The organism is Acidovorax sp. JG5, from assembly GCF_017939685.1.
Classification (GTDB): Bacteria; Pseudomonadota; Gammaproteobacteria; order Burkholderiales; family Burkholderiaceae_C; genus Acidovorax.
In genome coordinates this window covers 1-21,327 of record NZ_JAGKSE010000018.1, presented here as the reverse complement: position 1 = coordinate 21,327, position 21,327 = coordinate 1, and the positions used below count along the sequence as shown (strand labels likewise).

Below are 21,327 nucleotides of genomic sequence, written 5' to 3'. Positions count from 1 at the left end.
AACATGAGCATTGAAATCCGTAACGTCAGCAAGCAGTTTGGCGACTTCCAGGCGCTGCGCGATGTGAGCCTCGACATCGCATCGGGCGAACTCATCGCGCTGCTCGGCCCCTCGGGCTGCGGCAAGACCACGCTCTTGCGCATCATCGCCGGGCTGGAGACGGCCGATGTGGGCAGCATCCATTTCAGCGGCGAAGACACCACCGACGTGCATGTGCGCGAGCGCAACGTGGGCTTTGTGTTCCAGCACTACGCGCTGTTCCGCCACATGACGGTGTTTGAGAACGTGGCCTTTGGCCTGCGCGTGAAGCCGCGCGGCCAGCGCCCCAGCGAAGCCCAGATCAAGCAGAAGGTGACCGACCTGCTCAAGCTGGTGCAGCTCGATTGGCTGGCCGAGCGCTACCCCTCGCAGCTCTCGGGCGGCCAGCGCCAGCGCATCGCCCTGGCCCGCGCCCTGGCCGTGGAGCCCAAGGTGCTGCTGCTCGACGAGCCTTTTGGCGCGCTGGATGCCAAGGTGCGCAAAGAGTTGCGCCGCTGGCTGCGCCGCCTGCACGACGAGCTGCATGTGACCAGCATCTTCGTGACGCACGACCAGGAAGAGGCGCTGGAAGTGGCTGACCGCGTGGTCGTGATCAACCAGGGCCGCATCGAGCAAAGCGGCTCGCCCCAGCAGGTGTGGGACAACCCGGCCAGCCCGTTTGTGTATGGCTTTTTGGGCGACGTGAACCTGTTCCACGGCCGTGCCCATGAAGGCCTGGTGCACATGGAAGGCATCGAGCTCGATTCGCCCGAGCACAGCCAGGCGCAAAACGCCAAGGCCTTTGCCTATGTGCGCCCGCACGATCTGGATGTGGAGCGCTATGCGCCCGGCGCTGGGCTCGACGCTGAAGGCCGCCCACGCGGCATCGTCGCGCAGCTGAGTCGCGCCATCGTGGTGGGCCCGATTGCGCGGCTGGAACTTATTCCATCCGACGACCACAAACCAGCGGACAATGCGTCCCCGGACCACTTGATCGAAGCGCAGATTCCGGCGCAGCAGTTCAAGGAGATGGGTTTCAAAGAGGGCGAAACGCTGGTGGTGACACCGCGCCGCGCCCGGGTTTTTCTGGACCACGCCGCTGGGATTTGACTCCCCCCTGAGCCGCTACGCGTCTTCCCCCTGAGGGGGACGCACCCGGTGGACTGGCGGAGCCAGATCCACGGGTGCACTGGTAATGGCCGCGCCCGTTTTGGAGGTGGCACCATTTGCAATGGCTATTGGATGAGGGATAAAAAATGAACTGGTTGACTGCGGCCCCGCGCCGTGTGCTGGCGCTGATCAGCGTGGCCTGCGTGGCGATGCTGGCCTTTGGCATGTATTTGCAGCATGTGGTGGGCCTGGAGCCTTGCCCCATGTGCATCGTGCAGCGCTACGCTCTCATTGCTGTAGCACTCTTCGCAGGACTGGCAAGCGCTAGAGGCCAAAAAGGCTGGTGGATGACCTGGGGTGTGCTGGCCGTGGTCGCGGCCGGTTTTGGCGCCTTCGTGGCGGCCCGCCAGAGCTGGCTGCAGTGGTATCCGCCCGAAATCGCCACCTGCGGCCGCGATTTTTACGGAATGATCGAAAACTACCCCATCAGCCGTTCCATCCCCATGATTTTCCGTGGCTCGGGCGACTGCACGGCGATCGACTGGACCTTTCTCGGTGGCTCGATCGCCAACTGGTCGTTCATCTGCTTTACGGCATTTGGCCTGTTGATGCTGGTGCTGTTGGTGCGTGGGCTGCGGGGCGGCCAGCGCCCTGGTCTGTCGATGGCCTGATTTCCTGGGGTTTAATCACCACAAAGGCGCTCATCGGGCGCCTTTGTTGTTGGTGCGGGAGCGGGTGCGGTGAAAGGTGGCGCTATATGCCCGTCGAAGGGTCCTCTGCCAACGGAAACGCCACACCCACCGTGCCATCCACCCAGGCGGGCAGCTTGTGCATCACGCTCGCCAGCAGGGCGCTGGCCTGCCACTGCGCCAGCCAGGCTTGCAGCTGGGGCCAGGGTTGGGCGATCCACCAGTCCGTGTCGATAGCCGCGAACTGCCTCACGAACGGAGCAATCGCCATGTCGGCCAGCGCCGCGTGCGTGCCGAACAGATAGGGCTGGGCTGACAGGCGCGTTTCCAGCAGGTGCAGCCAGGCCGAGGCCAGGGCGCGTTCGGCGGCGATGTCGGCAGCCGGGTAGCGGCTGGGGTATTTGCAGCGGTCCAGCGCCTGCTTGAAGGGGCCATCGCACTGCGTAACCAGCGCCAGCATGTCATCGACGGTGCCCTGGCTGGGGGCCAGCCATGCGCCGGGGTCGTGGCGCTGCAGGGCCCAGCGCATGATGTCCAGGCTTTGCTCCAGCACGCGGCCATCGGGCAGCACCAGCACGGGCACCGTGCCTTTGGGCGATGCCTGCAGCAGGGCCTGGGGCTTGTTGCGAAGCACCACCTCGCGCAGCTCGCAGGCCTGGCCGCTGGCGGCCAGTGCCAGCCGCGCGCGCATGGCATAGGGGCAGCGGCGAAACGAATACAGAACGGGCCGGGCGGCAGTGGTGTTCACGCACCGTCTTTCTTCTGGATGGCACCGGCTTCGCCATGCTCTCCCGCGCGCGCTGGTGTGCCGGGCTGGCGTGCGCCGATGTGTTCCTGCCCGCGCTGTGCGGCCAGCTGCATCTGGCGCTCGCGCTCGGCCAGCGCGCGTTCCTGCTCGGGCGTGCGGGTGCCGTGGCAATAGGTGCAGCGCACGCCGGCCACGTAATGCGGTGACCGCAGCTCGGCTTCGCCCAGCGGCATGCGGCAGGAGCGGCACAGCTGGTGGTGGCCCGGCGCCAGGCCATGGCCCACCGACACGCGCTCGTCAAACACGAAACAGTCGCCATGCCAGCGGCTGGTTTCTTCGGGCACGGTTTCCAGGTATTTGAGGATGCCGCCTTCCAGGTGATACACCTCGTCAAAGCCTTGCGACTTGAGGAACGCGGTGGACTTTTCACAGCGGATGCCGCCCGTGCAGAACATCGCCACGCGCGGTTTGCCGGCCAGCACGCCGCCCGGTTGCTTTTCCCGTTCGACCCAGGCCGGAAACTCCGCAAAGCTCTTTGTGTGCGGGTTGATGGCGCGCTCGAACGTGCCGATGCCCACCTCGTAGTCGTTGCGCGTGTCCACCACCACCACGCTCGGGTCGTCTATCAGTGCGTTCCAGTCTGCGGGCTTCACGTAGGTGCCGGCGTTGCGCGCGGGGTTCAGGCCCGGCACGCCCAGGGTGACGATTTCGCGCTTGAGCCGCACGCGCATGCGGTAGAACGGCTGGCGCTCGGCCGTCGCCTCCTTGTGCTGCAGGGCGGCAAAGCGGGCGTCGCTGCGCAGCCAGGCCAGCACGGCATGTACGCCAGCCGGTTCGCCCGCGATGGTGCCGTTGATGCCTTCGGGCGCCAGCAGCAGCATGCCGCGCACGCCGTGGGCATCGCACAGGGCCTGCAAGGGCGCGCGCAGTGCGGCGCAGTCGGGCAGGTCAACAAACTGGTACAGGGCAACAGTGAGAAAGCGGGCGGTGACTGAGGGCACGAAATGGGCGCTTTGGCAGTGAAAGAGGGCTGATGCGGATGTGCTGGCCTGTGTCTGCAGTCAGCGCGTTGGTACTCTCAAAGCTTCTTCACCAGCACCTGGCTGCGCCGGTCCCAGTTGTACTTGCGTTTGCGCGCATCGGGCAGCCAGTCGGGGTCCACCACCACGAAGCCGCGCTTGATGAACCAGTGCATGGTGCGCGTGGTCAGCACGAAAATGCTGTCCAGTCCCATGGCGCGGGCGCGTTGCTCGATGCGTTTGAGCAGTTTTTCGCCATCGCCCGTGCCCTGGCTTTGCGGCGACACCGTGACGGCGGCCATCTCGGCGGTGCGGGCCTCGGGGTAGGGGTAAAGGGCAGCGCAGCCAAAGATCACGCCGTCGTGCTCGATGACGGTGTAGCTTTCGATGTCGCGCTCGATCTCGGTGCGGTCGCGCTTGACCAGCGTGCCGTCTTTTTCGAACGGCTCGATCAGCTGCAGGATCCCGCCCACGTCGTCAATCGTGGCCTCGCGCAGCTCTTCGAGCTTTTCGTCGATCACCATGGTGCCGATGCCGTCGTGCACATACACCTCCAGCAGCAACGATCCGTCGAGTGCGAACGGAATGATGTGGCTGCGCTCCACGCCGGCCTTGCAGGCCTTTACGCAGTGTTGCAAATAAAAACCCGTGTCGGTGGGTTGCTGCGCGGTGGGTAGCTGGGCCAGCAGGGCCTGGGCGGCGGCCAGCGGCAGCTCGGTGTCGATGGGGTTGTCGTCGCTCTCGGGCTCGCCGGGCTGCATGCGGATGCCGGGCACCTCGGTCAGGAAGATCAGCTTGTCGGCGCGCAGCTCAATCGCCACGCTGGTGGCCACTTCTTCCATGGCCAGGTTGAAGGCCTCGCCGGTGGGCGAGAAACCAAACGGCGACAGCAACACCAGCGCGCCCATGTCCAGCGTGCGCTGGATGCCCGCCACGTCCACCTTGCGCACCACGCCCGAATGCTGAAAGTCCACGCCGTCCACAATGCCCACGGGCCGTGCCGTTAAAAAGTTGCCCGAGATCACCCGCACCGTGGCGCCCGCCATGGGGGTGTTGGGCAGGCCCTGGCTGAACGCAGCCTCGATCTCGTAGCGCAGCTGGCCGGCGGCCTCTTGGGCGCAGTCCAGGGCCACCGAGTCGGTGATGCGGATGCCGTGCGAATATTTCTCGGCGTGGCCCTTGGCGGCCAGCTGCTCGTTCACCTGCGGGCGAAAACCGTGCACCAGCACGATGCGCACGCCCATGGCCTGGATCAGCGCCAGATCCTGCGCAATGCTGTGCAGCTTGCCGGCCGCGATGCCTTCGCCGGTCAGCCCGATCACAAAGGTCTGGTTGCGAAATTTGTGGATATAGGGCGCCACTGAGCGGAACCAGGGGACGAAAGTGAAATTGAAGACGGCGGACATGGGCGGCGGGTTGGCGGTCGGGGAAAGTGAGGAAAACAGCAGGGGCTGGGATAATTCGCGATTGTCTATGAAGTTGCTGCCTTGACTGCGTCCACCGCCTCCACCCCCCTGCATATCGAGTTCCCCGAATCCCTGCCCGTCTGTGCAAGGCGCGATGAGATCATGGAGGCCATGCGCCAGCACCAAGTCATCATCGTGTGCGGCGAAACGGGCTCGGGCAAGACCACGCAGCTGCCCAAGATTGCGCTCGCTTTGGGCCGAGGCAAGTGCAACGCGCCGGTTGGCCAGAAAGGCCAGCTCATCGGCCACACCCAGCCGCGCCGCATTGCTGCCAGCAGCGTTGCCAAGCGCATTGCCGAAGAGCTGAAGACCCCGCTCGGCGACGTGGTGGGTTTCAAAGTGCGCTTCCAGGACCGCCTTTCGCGTGATGCCTCCGTCAAGCTGATGACCGATGGCATCCTGCTGGCCGAGACGCAGACCGATCCGCTGCTCCGCGCCTACGACACCATCATCATCGACGAGGCGCACGAGCGCAGTCTCAACATCGACTTTCTGCTGGGCTACATCCGCCAGATCCTGCCGCGCCGGCCGGACCTCAAGGTGGTCGTGACCTCGGCCACCATCGATGCCGACCGCTTTGCAAAGCATTTCGAGAGTGCCAAAGGTCCGGCGCCCATCATCATGGTGTCCGGCCGCACATTCCCCGTAGAGCAACGTTATCGCCCATTTGAAGAAAGCCGCGACTACGGCCTGAACGAGGCCATTGCCGACGGCGTGGACGAGTTGTGGCAGGGCAATGCGGCGGGCGACATCCTGGTCTTTCTGCCCGGCGAACGCGAAATCCGCGAGGCCGCCGACCACCTGCGCAAGCACCTGTCGCACCAGCCCGTGATGCGCAACGCCGAAGTGCTGCCGCTGTTTGCGCGCCTGTCGCAGGCCGAGCAGGACCGCATCTTTGATGGCCACACCGGCCGCCGCATCGTGCTGGCCACCAACGTGGCCGAGACCTCGCTCACCGTACCGGGCATCCGCTACGTGATCGACGCTGGTACAGCGCGCGTGAAGCGCTACAGCTTCCGCAGCAAGGTGGAGCAATTGCTGGTCGAGCCCATCAGCCAGGCCGCCGCCAACCAGCGCGCGGGCCGTTGCGGCCGCGTGGCCAACGGCATCTGCATCCGCCTGTACGACGAGGCGGACTTCAATGGCCGCTCGCGCTTCACCGACCCCGAAATTTTGCGCAGCTCGCTGGCAGGCGTCATCCTGCGCATGAAGTCGCTGCACCTGGGCGATGTCACGCAGTTCCCGTTCATCGAGGCGCCCTCGGGTCGCGCGATTGCCGACGGCTACCAGTTGCTGGCCGAGCTGGGCGCGGTGGACGACGCCAACGAGCTGACCCCCATGGGCACGGAGCTGTCGCGCTTGCCGCTCGACCCCCGCGTGGGCCGCATGATCATCGAGGCGCGCGACCGCAAGGCGCTCGATGAAGTGCTGGTGATTGCCAGCGCATTGAGCGTGCAGGACGTGCGCGACCGCCCCATGGAGGCGCAGCAGCAGGCCGACCAGGCGCACGCCAAGTTCGACGACGACAAGAGCGAGTTCAGCGGGTATCTGAAGCTGTGGAAGTGGATCAACGAAGCCCGGGGCGGCGCGCCCAGCCTGCCATCGGCCCGCGCGCAAAAGGCCATGGCCGCCCACAAGGCGCCATCGCAGGCCTTTTTGCCCGTGGCCCAGCGCACGGTGGCTGCCGTGCAACCCGCGCCAGCGGCCGCCGCGCCCACGTCCATGCCCGCGCCCACCCACAAGCTCAGCAACCGGCAGTACGAGCAGTTGCTGCGGCAAAACTTCATCAGCATCCGCCGCCTGCGCGAGTGGCGCGACATCCACACCCAGTTGCTCACGGTGGTGACCGAGCACAAGTGGAACATCAACACCCAGCCCGCCAGCTACGAGCAGCTGCACCTGTCCATGCTGGCTGGCCTGCTGGGCAACGTGGGTTGCAAGAGTGACGAGGAAGACTGGTACCTGGGCGCGCGCGGCATCAAGTTCTACAAGCACCCCGGCGCGCACCTGAACAAGAAGCCCGGCCGGTGGATCATCGCGTCGGAACTGGTAGAGACCACGCGCCTGTTTGGCCGGGGCATCGCCGCCATCGAGCCGCAATGGCTGGAGCAGATGGGCGGGCATCTTTTAAAGAAGCAGCTGCTGGACCCGCATTGGGAGAAAAAATCTGCCGAGGTGGTGGCGCTGGAGCGTGCCACGCTCTACGGCATCGTGGTTTACAACAACCGCCGCGTGAACTTTGGCAAGGTAGACCCGCACGCCGCGCGCGAGGTCTTCATCCGCGAAGCGCTGGTGGGCGGCAACTGGGAGACCAAACTGCCGTTTCTGGCCGCCAACCAGAAGCTCATTGCCAAGGTCGAAGAGCTGGAACACAAGTCCCGCAGGCAAGACGTGCTGGTGGATGACGAGCTGATCTACGCCTTTTACGACCAGCAGTTGCCGCCCGAGGTGTGCAGCGGCCACAGCTTTGAGGCGTGGTACCGCGAAGAGAGCCGCAAGAACCCCGACCTGCTCCGGCTCACCCGCGAAGAGCTGATGCGCCACGAGGCTGCGGGCATCACCACCAACGCGTTTCCCAAAACCGTGCGCCTGGGTGGCGTGGACTGCGCCGCCAGCTACCTGCACGAACCCGGCGACGCGCGCGACGGCATCACCGTGACCATTCCGCTGTTCGTGCTCAACCAGGTGAGCGACGAGCGCTGCGAATGGCTGGTGCCCGGCATGCTCAAGGACAAGATCCAGGCGCTGCTCAAAAGCCTGCACCAGCGCCCGCGCAGCCGCTTTGTGCCGCTGCCCGAATCGGCCACACGGCTGGCTGCTCTGCTCGGCGCACCCGAGCGTTTTGGCACCGGCAGCCTGACCGATGTGCTGCTCAAGCAGGTGCGCGATGAGACCTCGCTCGATGTGAAGCGCGCCGACTTCAAGCTCGACATGCTCAGCCCGCACCTGTTCATGAACTTTCGTGTGGTGGACGAGCACGGCCGCCAACTGGGCCACGGCCGCAACCTGGGCGCGCTCAAGGCCGAATGGGGCGCCAAGGCACGCGGCGCGTTCCAGGCGCTGGCGGGCCTCAAGCTGGGCGGGCAGGGCGGTGGTTTGGAGAAAAAAACGGCTCCAGCGCTTGATGGTAAAGCGCAAGCAGCTACTAAAAATGTAGCAGACAAAGCGCCTGCGCCAGCTTCTGCACCGGCGGCCCCCGCTGGGCAACGCTACACCACCTGGACGTTTGGTGAGCTGCCCGAGCTTATGGAGATCAAGAAGGCTGGGCAGACGCTGGTGGGCTTCCCGGCGCTGATTGACGGCGGCGACGCTGTCACCATCGAAGTGTTTGACGAGCCCGAAGTCGCTGCCACCAAGCACCGCGCCGGCCTGCGCCGCCTGTTTGCGCTGCAGATCAAGGACGCGCTCAAGTACCTCGAAAAGAACATCCCCGACCTGCAGAAAATGGCGGTGGCGTTCATGCCGCTGGGCACGCAAGAGGAACTGCGCACCCAGATCATCGACGTGGCCCTGGACCGCGCCTTTTTGCTCGACCCGCTGCCCACCGACGAGTTCGCCTTCAAGCGCCGCGTGGAAGAGGGCCGTGGCCGCCTCACGCTGATTGCGAACGAGGTCGCGCGCCTGGCGGCCACCATCCTGGTCGAATACGCCGCCGCCGCCCGCAAGATCAAGGACACCAAGAACGCCCCCGAGGCCACGCAGGATGCGCAGCAGCAACTGCAACGCCTGGTGCCCAAGAACTTCATCGCCGTGGCGCCGTGGGCGCAGCTGGCTCACTACGCCCGCTACCTCAAGGCTATCACGCTGCGGCTGGACAAATACCGCGCCGACCCCGCCCGCGACGCCGCCAAGCTGGCCGAGTTGCGCCCGCAAGAGCAACGCTACTGGCGCCTGGTGGCCGAGCGCAAAGGCGCGGTGGATGCGCGCATGCAAGAGCTGCGCTGGCTGCTGGAGGAACTGCGCGTCAGCTTCTTCGCGCAAGAGCTGCGCACGCCGCAGCCGGTGAGCGTGAAGCGGCTGGACAAGCTGTGGGCGCAGATTCAGAGCTGATGCTTGGGCTGGCTTAGCCCTTGCCGAAGTGCACCTTATGGGAAGCGGCCGGTGGGTCGGTCGGCCGTTTTCAGCCGCTTTCAGTCGTGTTTTGCTGCTTTGGGCCAGTTGGAATACGAAATGGACGAAGCAGCCAGTAGGCCCAGCCGGTGCTCATTTTTGCGATACGCACTGCAGCCTGTTGACTGGCGTGAGCTGACAGGCAGCTGATTCAGAATGCGACTCAAGGACACAACGATCCAGTGCAGTGATTTCATGCGGCACGCCTTGGTTGAAAACGGTATATACAGTTTATGCCGCTAATGTGACCCTTTGTTTACCAAAAAACCCTTGTTCGTCACAAAAAGTGAACCTGCGCCAAGGCAGGCGCGGCGGTGTTGCTGGCTCGTTGGCTGTGTTGGTGGCATCGCTCGCTTTGCGCAAGACTTGCAGCGGTGCCCATTGGCGGGGGCGGTGAGAGCCGCGATGCAACGGTCACTTTGGTGACGCTCGCGCGGGCCATCCCCATTGCCCGACCAATGCATGGCCCCTAGGCTTGAGGTCAAAAGGAGATCTGCACATCCATGCGCCCCCACTACAAGTTCTGGCCCCGCCGGCTGCCCCATTCCATTACCTTGCCCGCCACCTCGTTGTGGGACAACCTGGCCATCAGCGCGCGCCGCTATCCCGACAAGGCGGCGCTGGTGTTCTTTGGCCGAGCGCTGAGCTACCGTGCGCTGGCCGATGGCGCCGAACGCCTGGCAGCGCGGCTGGCTCAGCTGGGCGTGCAGCGCGGCGACCGCGTGGTGCTGTGCATGCAGAACTGCCCGCAACTGGTGATGGCGCATTTCGCCATCCTGCGGGCCAACGCGGTGGTGGTGCCGGTCAACCCGATGAACCGGGCCGAAGAGCTCAAGCACTACATCACCGATCCCGACACCAAGGTGGCAATCACCACCGGCGACCTGGCGCCTGAACTAGCCAAGGCCAGCAACGCGTTGGCACCCGCAGAGCGCCTGGCGCACCTGGTGGTGACGCAATTCAGCGACGCCTTTGATGTGGGCGTTACCGGCCCCGACGCACTACCCGAAACCTGGCGCGAGTGGCTGTGCACCGTCCATCCCCTGCCTGTGCTCGAAGGCGGCCAGCCCCATGCGTGGGCCGATGCGCAGGCCTGCACCGCCGCACCGCCCGCGCTGGTGGTGGGCCTGAACGACCTGGCCGTGTTGCCCTACACCAGCGGCACCACGGGGCTGCCCAAGGGCTGCATGCACCTGCACAAAAGCATCATGCACAACGCGGTGGCGGGGGCCTTGTGGGGCAATGGGGCGGCCGACAACGTGACGCTGGCGGTGGTGCCCATGTTCCACATCACCGGCATGGTGAGCATGATGCATACGGCCATCTACTGCGGTGCCACGCTGGTCATCATGCCCCGGTGGGACCGCGAGCTGGCCGGGCGCCTGATCTCCCGTTACCAGGTGACCAACTGGACCAACATTCCCACCATGGTCATCGACCTGCTGGCGAGCCCGAATTTTGCGCAGTACGACCTCTCCAGTCTGGTCTATATCGGCGGTGGCGGCGCGGCCATGCCCCAGGCCGTGGCCCAGCGCCTGCTGGAGCAATACGGCCTGCGCTATACCGAAGGGTATGGCCTGACCGAAACGGCGGCGCCGTCGCACACCAACCCGCCCGACAACCCCAAGCAGCAGTGCCTGGGCATTCCCTTCATGGGCACGGATGCCCGCGTGATCGACCCCGAAACCCTGCAGGAAATGCCCGTGGGCGAGCAGGGCGAGATCATCATCCACGGCCCCGAGGTGTTCGAGGGCTACTGGAAGCGGCCCGATGCCACGGCTGCGGCCTTCATCGAGTTCGAGGGCAAGCGCTTCTTCCGCTCGGGGGATCTGGGCCGCATGGATGAGGACGGCTACTTCTTTTTGACCGACCGGCTCAAGCGCATGATCAATGCCAGCGGCTTCAAGGTGTGGCCGGCCGAGGTGGAGGCTCTAATGTTCCGCCACCCCGCTGTTCAGGAGGCCTGCATCATCGCCGCCAAGGACAGCTACCGGGGCGAGACCGTGAAGGCCGTGGTGGTGCTGCGCCCCACGCACCAGGACACCACCGAGCAGCAGATCATCGACTGGTGCCGCGAGAACATGGCGGTGTACAAGGCGCCGCGCATGGTGCAGCTGGTGAACGCGTTACCCAAAAGCGGCAGTGGCAAGGTGATGTGGCGCCTGCTGCAAGAAAAAGAGGCGCCAGAAACAACTCCCTGAAGCAGCCGATCTCAAGGGCTGATCGTTGGTTTTCAGCCGGTGCAGCGTTCAACTGCACGCCGCCCTGGCTTGCACTTCAGTGCGCCGGTGCCGCGTGCATCAGCTCGGCCAGATCGCGCTCGAGCAGTGCGGGGTCGCCCAGTTGCAGCTCGATCAGCCGGCGCAGGTGGGTCACGCTGTCCAGTTCAATGCCCCGGCACAGCAGCCCCGTGTGCAAGCCCTCCACATGGGCCACTTCGGTGGACATGGCAATGTGGTTGCCGGTTTCGGCGAGTGCCAGTGTCAGTTGGCACCGCATTCCGGTGCGAAGCTGTACGTGGGCGGGGACGGTAATGAGTGCGCCCTTGAGCGAAAGGTCCAGCACATGCACGCTGAACGTATCGGTGGCGGTTGCGAGCAGGGCCGGTGCATCAAAACTGACGCGGATGAAGTGGCGGCGTTCATAGGGCATCGCGGTCTCCTGGCCTGGCGGGGATGGCCCCATGCTACTGCAGCCCATGCCGCAAGCCCATCGTTGCAGGATGTGCAATCTGTTGAATGCTACCAAAAACATAGCTGTAGGCGCTTGTAGATAAAGCGCAGCAGCCATTTTTCATCAGTATCATTGCGTTGTTGTTCACCATTTGCTTACATCTTTTGCGCAGCATCTGACGATCAGCACCGCCGATCTTGTTACAACTGGGCTGTCTTTTAATCCACCAGGATCTACCATGAATCTCACTTTTCGTCACCTGATGTCCGGGGCTGCCACGGCGTTGCTGCTGGTTGCCGCTGCGGGCGCCCAGGCCCAAACCTATTTCAACTCCACCGTGGGCGGGCAGCTGGCGCCCGGCGTGTATGGGCGTATCGACATTGGCAATGCGCCGCCGCCCCTGATTTATGCCGAGCCCATGATCATCCAGCGGCCTGCCGTGATGGTGCCGCGCTCCCCGATTTACCTGTATGTGCCGCCAGGCCATGCCAAGAACTGGGGCAAGCATTGCGCCCGCTACAACGCCTGTGGCCAGCCGGTGTACTTTGTGAGAGAGCCGGTTCGTGGCCAGTATTACGGTGGCCGTCCTGGCAACGACCGTAGGGATGACCGTCGCTGGGACGATGGTCATCGTGGCGCCGGCAAGCATGACCGGGGCGACCGCCACGACGGGCGGGGTGAAGGCCGTGGCAAGGGCCACGGGCAGCGCGACTGATCTGCCCGTCACCCGTGAGCGCCGGGGCCTGCGGGCCCGGCCTCGCCGCATCGGCGGTTAAGCTCTGAGGAATGGCTGAAGTCACTTTTTCTCCTCCTTTCACCCGTCCCGATGGGGTGGCCGAGCAGTTGCGCAACACCGGCTACGCCGTGCTGTCGCCGCCCGATGTGGCTGCGTGGTCTGGTTGCTCTTTGGCAGACCTGCAGGCGCTGGCCGCCGACTGGGCCGCGTTGCCCCCCGACGATTTCCTGAAAGACGGTGGCCGCTACCGCCGTCGTCGCCATGCCTGCTTTGAAGTGGTGCACGGTGACGTGGTGCAGGTGCCGCACCGGGCGCACTGGCAGCCGCTGGAATACAACGCGCTGCATGGCGGCATGGAGCGCTGGTTTGCTCCCATGGCGCCCGAAACGGTGGCGCAGCCCGTGTGGACGCAGCTGCTGGCGGCGCTGGCGGCCTTGTCCGACGCGGTGTTTGCCGGCCCCGATGCGCCCGTGCGCTGGTTTGTGGAGGCGCACCAGTTTCGCATCGACACCACCGATGGCATTGGCCGCCCCACGCCCGAGGGCGCGCACCGCGACGGTGTGGACCTGGTGGCGGTTTTTCTGGTGGCCCGCGACGGGGTGAAGGGCGGCGAAACGCGCGTGTTTGAAGCCACGGGCCCGGCGGGCCAGCGTTTTACCCTGAGCGCGCCCTGGTCGCTGATGCTGCTGGACGACGCTCGCATGATCCACGAGACCACGCCCATCCAGCCCGCGCTGCCAGGCGGTTACCGCGACACGCTGGTGGTGACCTGCCGACGCGGGAGCTTTCAGGGCGCGGATGTGGTGGCCCAGCCCCGAACGCAGGCCGCGTTGCCATAACGCCATGGCGCCACGACACCTTGATTTGATGCGAATCAAGACGCACAGTGTGGTGGGCCGCCACACTGGAGCCCTGTTTCCAGGCCATCGCCTGGCCCCATCAACTTGAGGAGAAGCACCATGTTCAAACACATTCTGGTTCCTGTGGACGGCTCCAACACTTCCATGCTCGCGGTGTCCAAGGCTGCGGCCCTGGCCAAGACCTTTGGCAGCGCCGTGACGGCGCTGTATGTGATCGATCCGTATCCCTTCACGGGCGTGGGGGCTGATTTCGCCTATGGCCAGGCGCAATACTTGAGCGCTGCCACGGCAGAGGCCAACAGCGCTCTCGATGCCACCAAGAAAGCCATGGCCGAGGCCGGCATCCAAGTCACTACGGTGGTGGGCGAAGGCCACGCGGTGCACGACGGTATCCTGCGCGCACAGCAAAGCACGGGCGCCGACCTCATCGTGATGGGCTCGCATGGCCGCCGGGGCCTGGAAAAACTGATGCTGGGCAGCGTCACCCAGCGGGTGCTGGGCGTGGTGCATATCCCGGTGCTGGTCGTAAGAGACTGAGCTTGTCAGGCCACCGGGTGCGTTTTGGCGTGATGAGCGGGCATGCGCAAAAGATTCTCAGCCTCTCAGGGGGGCTACTCAATCTTTGCGCCTGAGGCTTCCACGATGCCCTTCCATTTGGTGTAGTCGGTCTTGAGCAGGGTGCCGAACTGCGCCGCCGACATGGCTTCGGGCTCGGCGCCCTGGGACTGGATGGCGGCTTTCATGTCGGCCATGGCCAGCAGCTTGTTGATTTCAGCGTTGAGGGTGCTGACCACGCTGGCGGGCGTGCCGGCGGGGGCGAAAACGCCATACCAGGTGCTCACGTCAAAGCCCTTGAACCCCGATTCGGCCACGGTGGGCACATCGGGCAGCGAGGAGCTGCGCTTGGCCGAGGTGACCGCCAGCGGGCGCAGCTTGCCCGATTTGATCTGGCCCATGGCCGAGGGCAGTGACGACACCAGCAGGTCCACATTGCCCGCCAGCGCGTCGATCAGCGCGGGGTTCGAGCCCTTGTAGGGAATGTGGCTCAGCTTGATGCCTGCGGCTTTTTCAAACAGGTCGCCCGCCAGGTGGATGGACGTGCCGTTGCCGGGCGAGCCATAGGTGATGGTGCCGGGCGCAGCCTTGGCAGCGGCCACCACATCGGCCAGGGTCTTGAACTTGCTGTTGGCGCTGGTGGCAATGATCACCGGCGTCCAGGCCACATGGGCCACGGCGGTCAGGTCCTTGGTGGGGTCCCAGGGCAGGTTCTTGTAGAGCCAGGGGCCGATCACCAGGTTGTCCTTCTGGCCCATCACGAGGTCGTAGCCCGTGGGCGCGGCCTTTACCGCCTCGCCGATGCCGATGGTGCCGCCGGCACCCGCCTTGTTGTCGGCCACCACGGTCCATTTGGTGCTTTCGGTGAGCTTGGTGGCCACCAGGCGCGAGAGGATGTCGGTGCCGCCACCGGGCGGGAAGGGCACGATCAGGCGGATGGGCTTGTTGGGGTAGGCGGCCGCCGGTGCGGGCGCCTGGGCATGGGCCGTGGTGGCTCCCAGGGCGAGGGCGAGGGCGGTGAAGGAAAGCAGCGTGCGAATCATCAAAAAAAGTCTCCGTCAGATAAAAGCAGCCGGGGCGGCCCTGGGCCGCCCGCGGTGGGCAAGGGTCAGATGCGCTCAAAAATGGCGGCAATACCCTGGCCGCCGCCAATGCACATGGTCACCAGTGCGTAGCGGCCCTGGATGCGCTGCAGCTCATGGATGGCCTTCACGGTGATGAGCGCCCCCGTGGCGCCAATCGGGTGGCCCAGCGAAATCCCCGAGCCGTTGGGGTTGACCTTGGCCGGGTCCAGCCCCAGGTCGCGCGTGACGGCGCAGGCCTGGGCGGCAAAGGCCTCGTTGGCCTCGATCACATCAAGGTCGTTCACCGTGAGGCCGGCTTTTTTGAGCGCCAGCTGCGTTGCCGGCACGGGGCCGATGCCCATGTATTTCGGGTCCACACCCGCGTGCGCGTAGGCCACCAGGCGGGCCAGGGGCTTGGCGCCGCGGGCCTTGGCGGCACCGGCTTCCATCAGCACCACGGCGGCGGCGGCGTCGTTGATGCCCGAGGCGTTGCCGGCGGTGACGGTGCCGTTTTCCTTGAGGAAGGCGGGCTTGAGCTTGGCCAGGTCTTCCATCGTGGCGCCGGGGCGGAAGTGCTCGTCGGTGGCGTACTGCACGTCGCCCTTCTTGCTCTTCAAGGTGACGGGCACGATCTGGTCCTTGAACACACCGTTTTGCGTGGCGCGCTCGGCGCGGTTATGGCTTTCGACCGCCAGCTTGTCCTGGTCTTCGCGGCTGATGCCCCACTTGGCGGCGATGTTCTCGGCCGTCACACCCATGTGGATGTTGTGGAAGGGGTCGTGCAGTGCGCCGATCATCATGTCCACCATCTTGGTGTCGCCCATGCGGGCGCCCCAGCGCATGTTCAGGCTGGCAAAGGGCACGCGGCTCATGTTTTCGGCGCCGCCGCCGATCGCCACGTCGGTGTCGCCCAGCAGGATGGACTGGCTGGCGTTGACGATGGCCTGCAGGCCCGAGCCGCACAGGCGGTTGACGTTGAATGCAGGCGTGCCTTCGCCGCAACCGCCGTTGATGGCGGCCACGCGCGACAGGTACATGTCCTTGGGCTCGGTGTTCACCACATGGCCGAACACCACATGGCCCACATCCTTGCCTTCCACGTTGGCACGGGCAAGGGATTCGCGCACCACGAGCGCGCCCAGTTCAGTGGGCGGCACATCTTTCAGGCTGCCGCCAAAGGTGCCAATGGCGGTGCGCACTGCGCTGACAACGACGACTTCACGGGTCATGGGGAGATCCTTTCAGATGGATTTGATGCCAAATTGGCCGCTAGCGCTTATTCAGCAAGCGCTAGTAGCTATAAAAATAGGAGTATCTGGGCTTCATGCATCCCTGACATCGGCCACCGGATTGGTGCCGAAGTCTGCACGCTCCAGCCAGGCCAGCACGCGGGTAGCGGCGTCGGCAGGCGATGTGAGCTGGCCACCCGTCTTGAGGTTGGCGAAATTCTGGCGGTCCGGGAAGGCGGCCGGGTCGGCGCCGCGCAACTGGACCTGCATGTCGGTGTCGATCACACCGGGCGCCAGCGAGCATACCTTGGCGCCCTGCGGCTTGATGGCTTCGTCCAGTGCCACGCAGCGCGTGAAATGGTCCATGCCGGCCTTGGCGGCGCAATACGCAGCCTGCGAGGCCATGGCGCGGCGGCCCAGGCCCGATGAAATGTTGAGCACCTTGCGCGGCACGGCCCAGCCCTCGGTGGCGCCCAGGAAGGCGGCGGTGATCTGCATGGGCGCCTCCAGCCCCACGCGCAGCGCGTTGGCCAGGTCGGCCGGCTCGCTGGCCGACAGCGGCGCGATGCGCGGGATGACGCCGGCGTTGTTGATCAGCGTGGCGCTGGCAAAGGCAGCGGGGCCCTGGGCCGTGAGCCAGTGGCGCAGCGTGCGCGCGGCCTGCGCGCCTTGGGACAGGTCTTGCTCCCATTGCTCCAGCGTGGCACCGGCCTGGCTGGCCGCCTGGGCAAGGACGGCGTTGCGGTGGCGCGAGATGCAGACCAGCGTGTGGCCTGGGCGCAGCAGCTGGTGCGCCATGGCCAGCCCCATGCCGCGCGACGCGCCGGTGAGGAGGGTGAGGTGGTTCAAAGGCATTCCGCCATGTTAGCGCGGTAAGCCTACGGCCCGCTGTCGCCAGCTGGCTGGGGCTGCTGAAAAGCCCGTCAACTATCAAATTTATAGCTGGTTGCGCAATGCAGGAAAGCACTACAGGCCGATTTGGCTAAAAATCGGCGGCCCATTCCAGCGCAAGCGCTTCCCCCGTCACCGGGTGCGTGAAAGCCAGGTGGCTGGCATGCAGCATCAGGCGCGGGGCCTGTGCCTGCGTGATGGCGTCGGCATAGAGCATGTCGCCCAATATGGCGTGGCCGATGGCCGCCAGGTGCACGCGCAGCTGGTGGGTGCGGCCTGTCACGGGCTCCAGCTCGATCCGCGTGGTTTGGGCGGCTGCGTCATGCGCCAGCGCGCGCCAGCGTGTCAGGCTGGGCTTGCCCAGGGCGTGGTCAATCACGCGCAGCGGGCGGCGTGCCCAGTCGGCCGCAATCGGTAGGTTGATGTCGTGCCAGGCGCTGTCGTCACCGCCAAGCTGCCCCTGCACCACGGCCTGGTAGCGCTTGTGTACCTGGCGCTCGGCAAATGCGTGGCCCAGGCGCCGCTGTGCGTCCGGATGGCGGGCCATCAGCACCAGGCCCGATGTGGCCTGGTCGAGTCGGTGCACGACCAGCGCACCCGGCCAGCGCTGCTGGGCGCGGGCGCTCAGGCAATCCTGCTTGTCGGGGCCCCGGCCGGGCACGCACAGCAGCCCCGGCGGCTTGTGCAGCACGAGCAGGTCGGCATCGACATGGGCCGCCTGCACGCCGGTGTCCGCAACTTCAGGCGGGTTCATTGCCGCTCACGAGCCGCTGCACTGTGGCGCACAGTTCTTCCACGTCGTTGGGTTTGTGGATGAGGGCGCTGGCACCCTCGGCCATGGCGGCCTGCTCGATTTCTGCCGTGACGTAGCCCGATGCCAGCGCCACGGGCAGGTCGGGGCGGATGCGGCGGGCCTCGCGCACCAGGTCCACGCCGCAAAAGCCGGGCATGTTGTAGTCGGTCACCACCAGGTCATAGCGCAGCGGGTCGGCACGCAGGGCGGCCGTGGCCTCGTGCGGGTCGGTGAATCCGCTGACCTGGTAGCCCCGGCGGCGCAGCAGGCGCTGCACCAGAAACACCAGTGCCTGGTCGTCATCGACATACATGACATGGTGGCTGCGCTGTGCCTGCGGGTGCGCGGCGGGCGTGGGCACGGCAGGAGGGGTGATGGAAGGCGGGGCGGTTAAAGGGGTGGCGGTTGCCGCATCCGAAGCTGCGGGGAAATACAGCGTGAACCGGCTGCCATGGCCCGGTGCGCTGTGCACATCCACCGCGCCCTCGTGGGTGCGCATCACGCCATGTACCACCGCCAGGCCCAGGCCCGTGCCCTGGCCCACGGGCTTGGTGGTGAAGAAGGGTTCAAAAATGCGCGCCTGCAGGGCAGCATCCATGCCCGGGCCGGTGTCGCGCACCGACAGCGCCACATAGTCCCTGGGCGCCAGGCCCAGGCGCTCGCACTGGCGCTGGTCGGGCCGCATGCGGGCGGCCTCGACATGGATGCTACCGCGCTCGGTGCCAATGGCATGGATGGCGTTGGTGCACAGGTTCAGCAGGGCCTGCTCGACCTGGGTGGCATCGGCCAGCAGGGCCGGCAGGCCCGATGGCAGGTGCATGTGCAGATCAATGCCGGGCGGCAGGGTGACGCGCAGCAGTCGCTCGGTGTCGTGCACCACTTCGGCCAGGTTCACGGGGGTGCGCTGGGGCGGTTCGTTGCGGCTGAAGGTGAGGATCTGGCGCACCAGATCGCGGGCGCGCCGCCCGGCTTTGTCGATCTCGTGCAGGCTCTCCAGCACGGGGGAATCCGCTGGGCAGTCGGCCTTGGCCAGTTCGACGTTGCCCAGAATGGCGCCCAGGATGTTGTTGAAATCGTGGGCAATGCCGCCCGCCATGGTGCCCACCGCCTGCATTTTTTGCGATTCGCGCAGCTGCGCTTCGAGCTCGTTTCTGTGCGCCTCGGCCTTCTTGCGGCCGGTCAGGTCGCGGGCGAAGACGGTGGTGGTCTCGCCCTCGGCATGGCGCTCGAATGACACGCTCACTTCCACCGCCAGCTCCTTGCCGCCGGCGGTGAGCGCCGTCATTTCGCCCAGCTGCGCCTGCGTGGTGAGCTGCGCGAACGCCAGCGCCTGCGCCGCGTCGGGCAAAAAGCGTTGCAGCGGGCTGTCCAGTGCGTCGCTGGCGCTGCACTGGAAAAGCGCGGCCGCCGTGGGGTTGAACACCGTGATGCGCTGGTGCTGGTCCACGCAGACGATGGCATCCAGCGCCGAATTGATGATGGCCTCCAGCCGCCTTTCGCTGGCGTGCAGTTGCTCGTTGCCCTGCTGCAGGGCCTGGCGCTCGGCCAGCAGCGGGCCCTGGTCGATCACGGCGCACAGAAACTGGAGCAGCGGCGCCGCGCCATCCTGCGCCATCTCGATGCAGGCGATGTGCAGGTCGCCGGTGATGCGGGCTGTGTCGCCGATCAGGAAGACCACTTCGGTCACTTCGCTGTGGCCCTGCGTGCGCGCCGCGCTGAAAGCATCGTGTACGCGCTGGCTGTCGCCCTCGCTCACAAAAGGCATCAGCGCCGTCAGCGGGCGGTCCTGCTCGGTGGGCTGAAAGGAGCGGTGCGCCATCGAGTTGGCCTGCACCACCACGTCGTATTCGTCCAGCACCATCAGGGCCAGCGGCACGCTGGAAAACAGGGCCTCGAAGCGCTCCGAAGCGCTTTCGGCGGCGGTCTGGCTGTATTGCAAAACCTTGTTCTGTGCTTCCAGCTCGGCCTGGTAGCTGCGCAGCTCGGAGATCAGCTCTGCGAGGGGCCCCTCGGGGCGCAGGGGCGAGCGGCGCTCGGGCTCAGGGGGCGGCGAGGAGGGCCCGGGCGCTTCTTGCCCCTGGTCGCGGGACGCCTGGGCTTGGTGCAGAAAGGACAGGTCGGGAAGGCTCATGGGCGGTGGGCGCCGGGCAATGCCGCGCCCCTGCGCAGCAAGGCCTTTGCCTGTTGCAGGGAGTGTACGTCCGCGCGCACGCTCCGCTGCAGCGGCTTCAGAACGGGTTTACCGGCGCACGGACACCAGCTCCACCTCGAAATTCAGTGTGGCGTTGGGCGGAATCACACCACCGGCACCGCGCTGGCCGTAGGCGATGGATGGTGGGCAGGTCAGCCGGGCCTTGCCGCCCGGTTTCATGCGCTGCACGCCTTCAGTCCAGCAGGGAATCACGCGGTTCAGCGGAAACTCGGTGGGCTCGCCGCGCTTATAAGAGCTGTCGAACTCCTTGCCATCGAGCAAGGTGCCTTTGTAATGGACCTTGACGGTATCGGTGGCCTTGGGAGACTCGCCCGTGCCTTCCTTGATCGATTCAAACACCAGGCCGCTGGCGGTGGTGACCGGCTTGGCTTGCGCCAAGGCGGCGGGGGCAATGAACAGCGAAGTGAGCAGGGCGAAAAGAACGCGCATGAAGAAAGCTCCAAAAAAACAAAGGCCGATGGTAGGGCCTTGGGGGTGGGGGCGGGGATGCAGGGCGATGCGGGTTGGGGCGATGCGCGCCTGCAGGGTTGGGCAACCGGTGCTGCTGAAGCGGCGCGATACTTGCAAAATGATAGCTGCTAGCGCTTGCTGCAAAAGCGCTAGAGGCCAAAAAGACCGCAAACCTGCGCAGCACACCAGGCGAAGCCCGGAGAAACGGCGACCCCAGTGCTGAGCCGCGCCTGAGAGGTGAGAAATGCCGTTTTGATAATCATGGGCCTGAATAATGCGGATTTTTTCGGGGGACTAACGGCCAAGGTAAGCGGCCCGCAGAATGCGGGTCCGCTTGACCGCAAGGTTAGACCCGAAGGCCAACAGTGTGCGCCCAGCCTTGAAGACGTGCGCAGCCCACGAAAAAGCGCTGGGCCACGANCAAGGTAAGCGGCCCGCAGAATGCGGGTCCGCTTGACCGCAAGGTTAGACCCGAAGGCCAACAGTGTGCGCCCAGCCTTGAAGACGTGCGCAGCCCACGAAAAAGCGCTGGGCCACGAAAGCGGCGCAGCGCTGCAAGAATGATAGCTGGTGGCGCTTGCTGCACAAGCGCTGGAGGCCCAAAAGGCTAGAAAGCCTTTGGAACAGGGCGGAGCGCTGGAACAGGTGGGTGCGCGCATGAAACGGGTGATGGGACTAACGGCCAAAGTAAGCGGCTGGCCGTA

The 21,327-nt window shown here is 65.6% G+C and carries 19 protein-coding genes; 7 read left to right on the top strand and 12 right to left on the bottom strand.

Annotated features, from left to right (window positions below; all coding sequences use genetic code 11):
* The first annotated feature begins 3 nt into the window (after positions 1-3).
* Together J8G26_RS15100 and J8G26_RS15095 are read left to right on the top strand one after the other, a co-directional pair.
* Complete coding sequence (locus J8G26_RS15100) at positions 4-1,128, top strand: sulfate ABC transporter ATP-binding protein (protein ID WP_210569939.1); 1,125 nt, start codon at positions 4-6, stop codon at positions 1,126-1,128.
* Positions 1,129-1,274: 146 nt separating this feature from the next.
* Positions 1,275-1,799, top strand: a complete 525-nt coding sequence (locus tag J8G26_RS15095; protein WP_210569938.1) for a disulfide bond formation protein B — start codon at positions 1,275-1,277, stop codon at positions 1,797-1,799.
* 82 nt (positions 1,800-1,881) lie between these two features.
* Here the strand turns inward: J8G26_RS15095 and J8G26_RS15090 are convergent, their stop codons facing one another.
* The 3 genes from J8G26_RS15090 to argA all read right to left on the bottom strand — a co-directional run bounded on the left by J8G26_RS15090 (position 1,882) and on the right by argA (position 4,990).
* Positions 1,882-2,508 carry a glutathione S-transferase gene (locus J8G26_RS15090; protein ID WP_246881426.1) on the bottom strand — a complete coding sequence of 209 codons (627 nt, stop codon included), beginning with the start codon at positions 2,506-2,508 and terminating at the stop codon, positions 1,882-1,884.
* Positions 2,509-2,561: 53 nt separating this feature from the next.
* On the bottom strand, positions 2,562-3,566 hold the full coding sequence (locus J8G26_RS15085) for a rhodanese-related sulfurtransferase (RefSeq protein ID WP_210569935.1): 1,005 nt from the start codon (positions 3,564-3,566) through the stop codon (positions 2,562-2,564).
* 77 nt (positions 3,567-3,643) lie between these two features.
* A complete protein-coding gene (argA, locus tag J8G26_RS15080) occupies positions 3,644-4,990 on the bottom strand; it encodes an amino-acid N-acetyltransferase (protein WP_210569933.1) in 1,347 nt (448 codons plus the stop codon).
* An 81-nt stretch (positions 4,991-5,071) separates the two neighbouring features.
* On the opposite strand from argA, the gene hrpA reads away from it, so the two are divergent.
* Positions 5,072-9,100, top strand: coding sequence for an ATP-dependent RNA helicase HrpA (gene hrpA / locus J8G26_RS15075; RefSeq protein ID WP_210569931.1), 4,029 nt, complete (start codon positions 5,072-5,074; stop codon positions 9,098-9,100).
* A 563-nt stretch (positions 9,101-9,663) separates the two neighbouring features.
* A complete protein-coding gene (locus tag J8G26_RS15070) occupies positions 9,664-11,361 on the top strand; it encodes a long-chain fatty acid--CoA ligase (protein ID WP_210569929.1) in 1,698 nt (565 codons plus the stop codon).
* A 76-nt stretch (positions 11,362-11,437) separates the two neighbouring features.
* Here J8G26_RS15070 and J8G26_RS15065 read toward each other — a convergent pair whose 3' ends face one another.
* Positions 11,438-11,812, bottom strand: a complete 375-nt coding sequence (locus tag J8G26_RS15065) for a PilZ domain-containing protein (protein ID WP_210569927.1) — start codon at positions 11,810-11,812, stop codon at positions 11,438-11,440.
* Positions 11,813-12,071: 259 nt separating this feature from the next.
* On the opposite strand from J8G26_RS15065, the gene J8G26_RS15060 reads away from it, so the two are divergent.
* From J8G26_RS15060 to J8G26_RS15050, 3 genes are all read left to right on the top strand, one after another.
* Complete coding sequence (locus J8G26_RS15060; protein ID WP_210569925.1) at positions 12,072-12,548, top strand: hypothetical protein; 477 nt, start codon at positions 12,072-12,074, stop codon at positions 12,546-12,548.
* A gap of 71 nt (positions 12,549-12,619) precedes the next feature.
* Positions 12,620-13,408, top strand: a complete 789-nt coding sequence (locus J8G26_RS15055) for a 2OG-Fe dioxygenase family protein (protein ID WP_087746093.1) — start codon at positions 12,620-12,622, stop codon at positions 13,406-13,408.
* Positions 13,409-13,528: 120 nt separating this feature from the next.
* On the top strand, positions 13,529-13,966 hold the full coding sequence (locus J8G26_RS15050) for a universal stress protein (protein WP_087746092.1): 438 nt from the start codon (positions 13,529-13,531) through the stop codon (positions 13,964-13,966).
* Positions 13,967-14,040: 74 nt separating this feature from the next.
* Here J8G26_RS15050 and J8G26_RS15045 read toward each other — a convergent pair whose 3' ends face one another.
* The 8 genes from J8G26_RS15045 to J8G26_RS19580 form a co-directional block, all read right to left on the bottom strand.
* Positions 14,041-15,027, bottom strand: coding sequence for a tripartite tricarboxylate transporter substrate binding protein (locus J8G26_RS15045; protein WP_087746090.1), 987 nt, complete (start codon positions 15,025-15,027; stop codon positions 14,041-14,043).
* A 65-nt stretch (positions 15,028-15,092) separates the two neighbouring features.
* Positions 15,093-16,277 carry a beta-ketothiolase BktB gene (bktB, locus tag J8G26_RS15040; RefSeq protein ID WP_086927401.1) on the bottom strand — a complete coding sequence of 395 codons (1,185 nt, stop codon included), beginning with the start codon at positions 16,275-16,277 and terminating at the stop codon, positions 15,093-15,095.
* 93 nt (positions 16,278-16,370) lie between these two features.
* The gene (locus J8G26_RS15035; RefSeq protein ID WP_210569923.1) at positions 16,371-17,132 is read right to left on the bottom strand and encodes an SDR family NAD(P)-dependent oxidoreductase; all 762 of its coding nucleotides are present in this window, start codon (positions 17,130-17,132) and stop codon (positions 16,371-16,373) included.
* 127 nt (positions 17,133-17,259) lie between these two features.
* A complete protein-coding gene (locus tag J8G26_RS15030; protein ID WP_210569916.1) occupies positions 17,260-17,922 on the bottom strand; it encodes an RluA family pseudouridine synthase in 663 nt (220 codons plus the stop codon).
* A complete protein-coding gene (locus J8G26_RS15025; RefSeq protein WP_210569913.1) occupies positions 17,909-20,092 on the bottom strand; it encodes a PAS domain-containing sensor histidine kinase in 2,184 nt (727 codons plus the stop codon). Before J8G26_RS15025 ends, J8G26_RS15030 begins: the two co-directional genes overlap by 14 nt.
* 108 nt (positions 20,093-20,200) lie before the next feature.
* Positions 20,201-20,602 (bottom strand): FKBP-type peptidyl-prolyl cis-trans isomerase, encoded by a 402-nt coding sequence (locus J8G26_RS15020; protein WP_210569911.1) that lies wholly within the window; start codon positions 20,600-20,602, stop codon positions 20,201-20,203.
* Complete coding sequence (locus J8G26_RS15015) at positions 20,505-20,807, bottom strand: DUF1010 domain-containing protein (RefSeq protein WP_349238328.1); 303 nt, start codon at positions 20,805-20,807, stop codon at positions 20,505-20,507. Before J8G26_RS15015 ends, J8G26_RS15020 begins: the two co-directional genes overlap by 98 nt.
* A complete protein-coding gene (locus J8G26_RS19580; RefSeq protein ID WP_282598176.1) occupies positions 20,773-21,282 on the bottom strand; it encodes a DUF1010 domain-containing protein in 510 nt (169 codons plus the stop codon). Before J8G26_RS19580 ends, J8G26_RS15015 begins: the two co-directional genes overlap by 35 nt.
* Between the last annotated feature and the right edge of the window lie 45 nt (positions 21,283-21,327).

Excerpts from the sequence above, each read along its gene's own strand:
- argA (WP_210569933.1), bottom strand. The coding sequence starts at position 4,990 with ATGTCCGCCGTCTTCAATTTCACTTTCGTCCCCTGGTTCCGCTCAGTG.
- J8G26_RS15100 (WP_210569939.1), top strand. The coding sequence starts at position 4 with ATGAGCATTGAAATCCGTAACGTCAGCAAGCAGTTTGGCGACTTCCAG.
- J8G26_RS15035 (WP_210569923.1), bottom strand. The coding sequence starts at position 17,132 with ATGCCTTTGAACCACCTCACCCTCCTCACCGGCGCGTCGCGCGGCATG.
- J8G26_RS15060 (WP_210569925.1), top strand. The coding sequence starts at position 12,072 with ATGAATCTCACTTTTCGTCACCTGATGTCCGGGGCTGCCACGGCGTTG.
- J8G26_RS15045 (WP_087746090.1), bottom strand. The coding sequence starts at position 15,027 with ATGATTCGCACGCTGCTTTCCTTCACCGCCCTCGCCCTCGCCCTGGGA.
- J8G26_RS15025 (WP_210569913.1), bottom strand. The coding sequence starts at position 20,092 with ATGAGCCTTCCCGACCTGTCCTTTCTGCACCAAGCCCAGGCGTCCCGC.
- J8G26_RS15050 (WP_087746092.1), top strand. The coding sequence starts at position 13,529 with ATGTTCAAACACATTCTGGTTCCTGTGGACGGCTCCAACACTTCCATG.
- J8G26_RS15065 (WP_210569927.1), bottom strand. The coding sequence starts at position 11,812 with ATGCCCTATGAACGCCGCCACTTCATCCGCGTCAGTTTTGATGCACCG.
- J8G26_RS15095 (WP_210569938.1), top strand. The coding sequence starts at position 1,275 with ATGAACTGGTTGACTGCGGCCCCGCGCCGTGTGCTGGCGCTGATCAGC.
- J8G26_RS15090 (WP_246881426.1), bottom strand. The coding sequence starts at position 2,508 with ATGCGCGCGCGGCTGGCACTGGCCGCCAGCGGCCAGGCCTGCGAGCTG.
- bktB (WP_086927401.1), bottom strand. The coding sequence starts at position 16,277 with ATGACCCGTGAAGTCGTCGTTGTCAGCGCAGTGCGCACCGCCATTGGC.
- J8G26_RS15020 (WP_210569911.1), bottom strand. The coding sequence starts at position 20,602 with ATGCGCGTTCTTTTCGCCCTGCTCACTTCGCTGTTCATTGCCCCCGCC.
- J8G26_RS15030 (WP_210569916.1), bottom strand. The coding sequence starts at position 17,922 with ATGAACCCGCCTGAAGTTGCGGACACCGGCGTGCAGGCGGCCCATGTC.
- J8G26_RS15055 (WP_087746093.1), top strand. The coding sequence starts at position 12,620 with ATGGCTGAAGTCACTTTTTCTCCTCCTTTCACCCGTCCCGATGGGGTG.
- J8G26_RS15070 (WP_210569929.1), top strand. The coding sequence starts at position 9,664 with ATGCGCCCCCACTACAAGTTCTGGCCCCGCCGGCTGCCCCATTCCATT.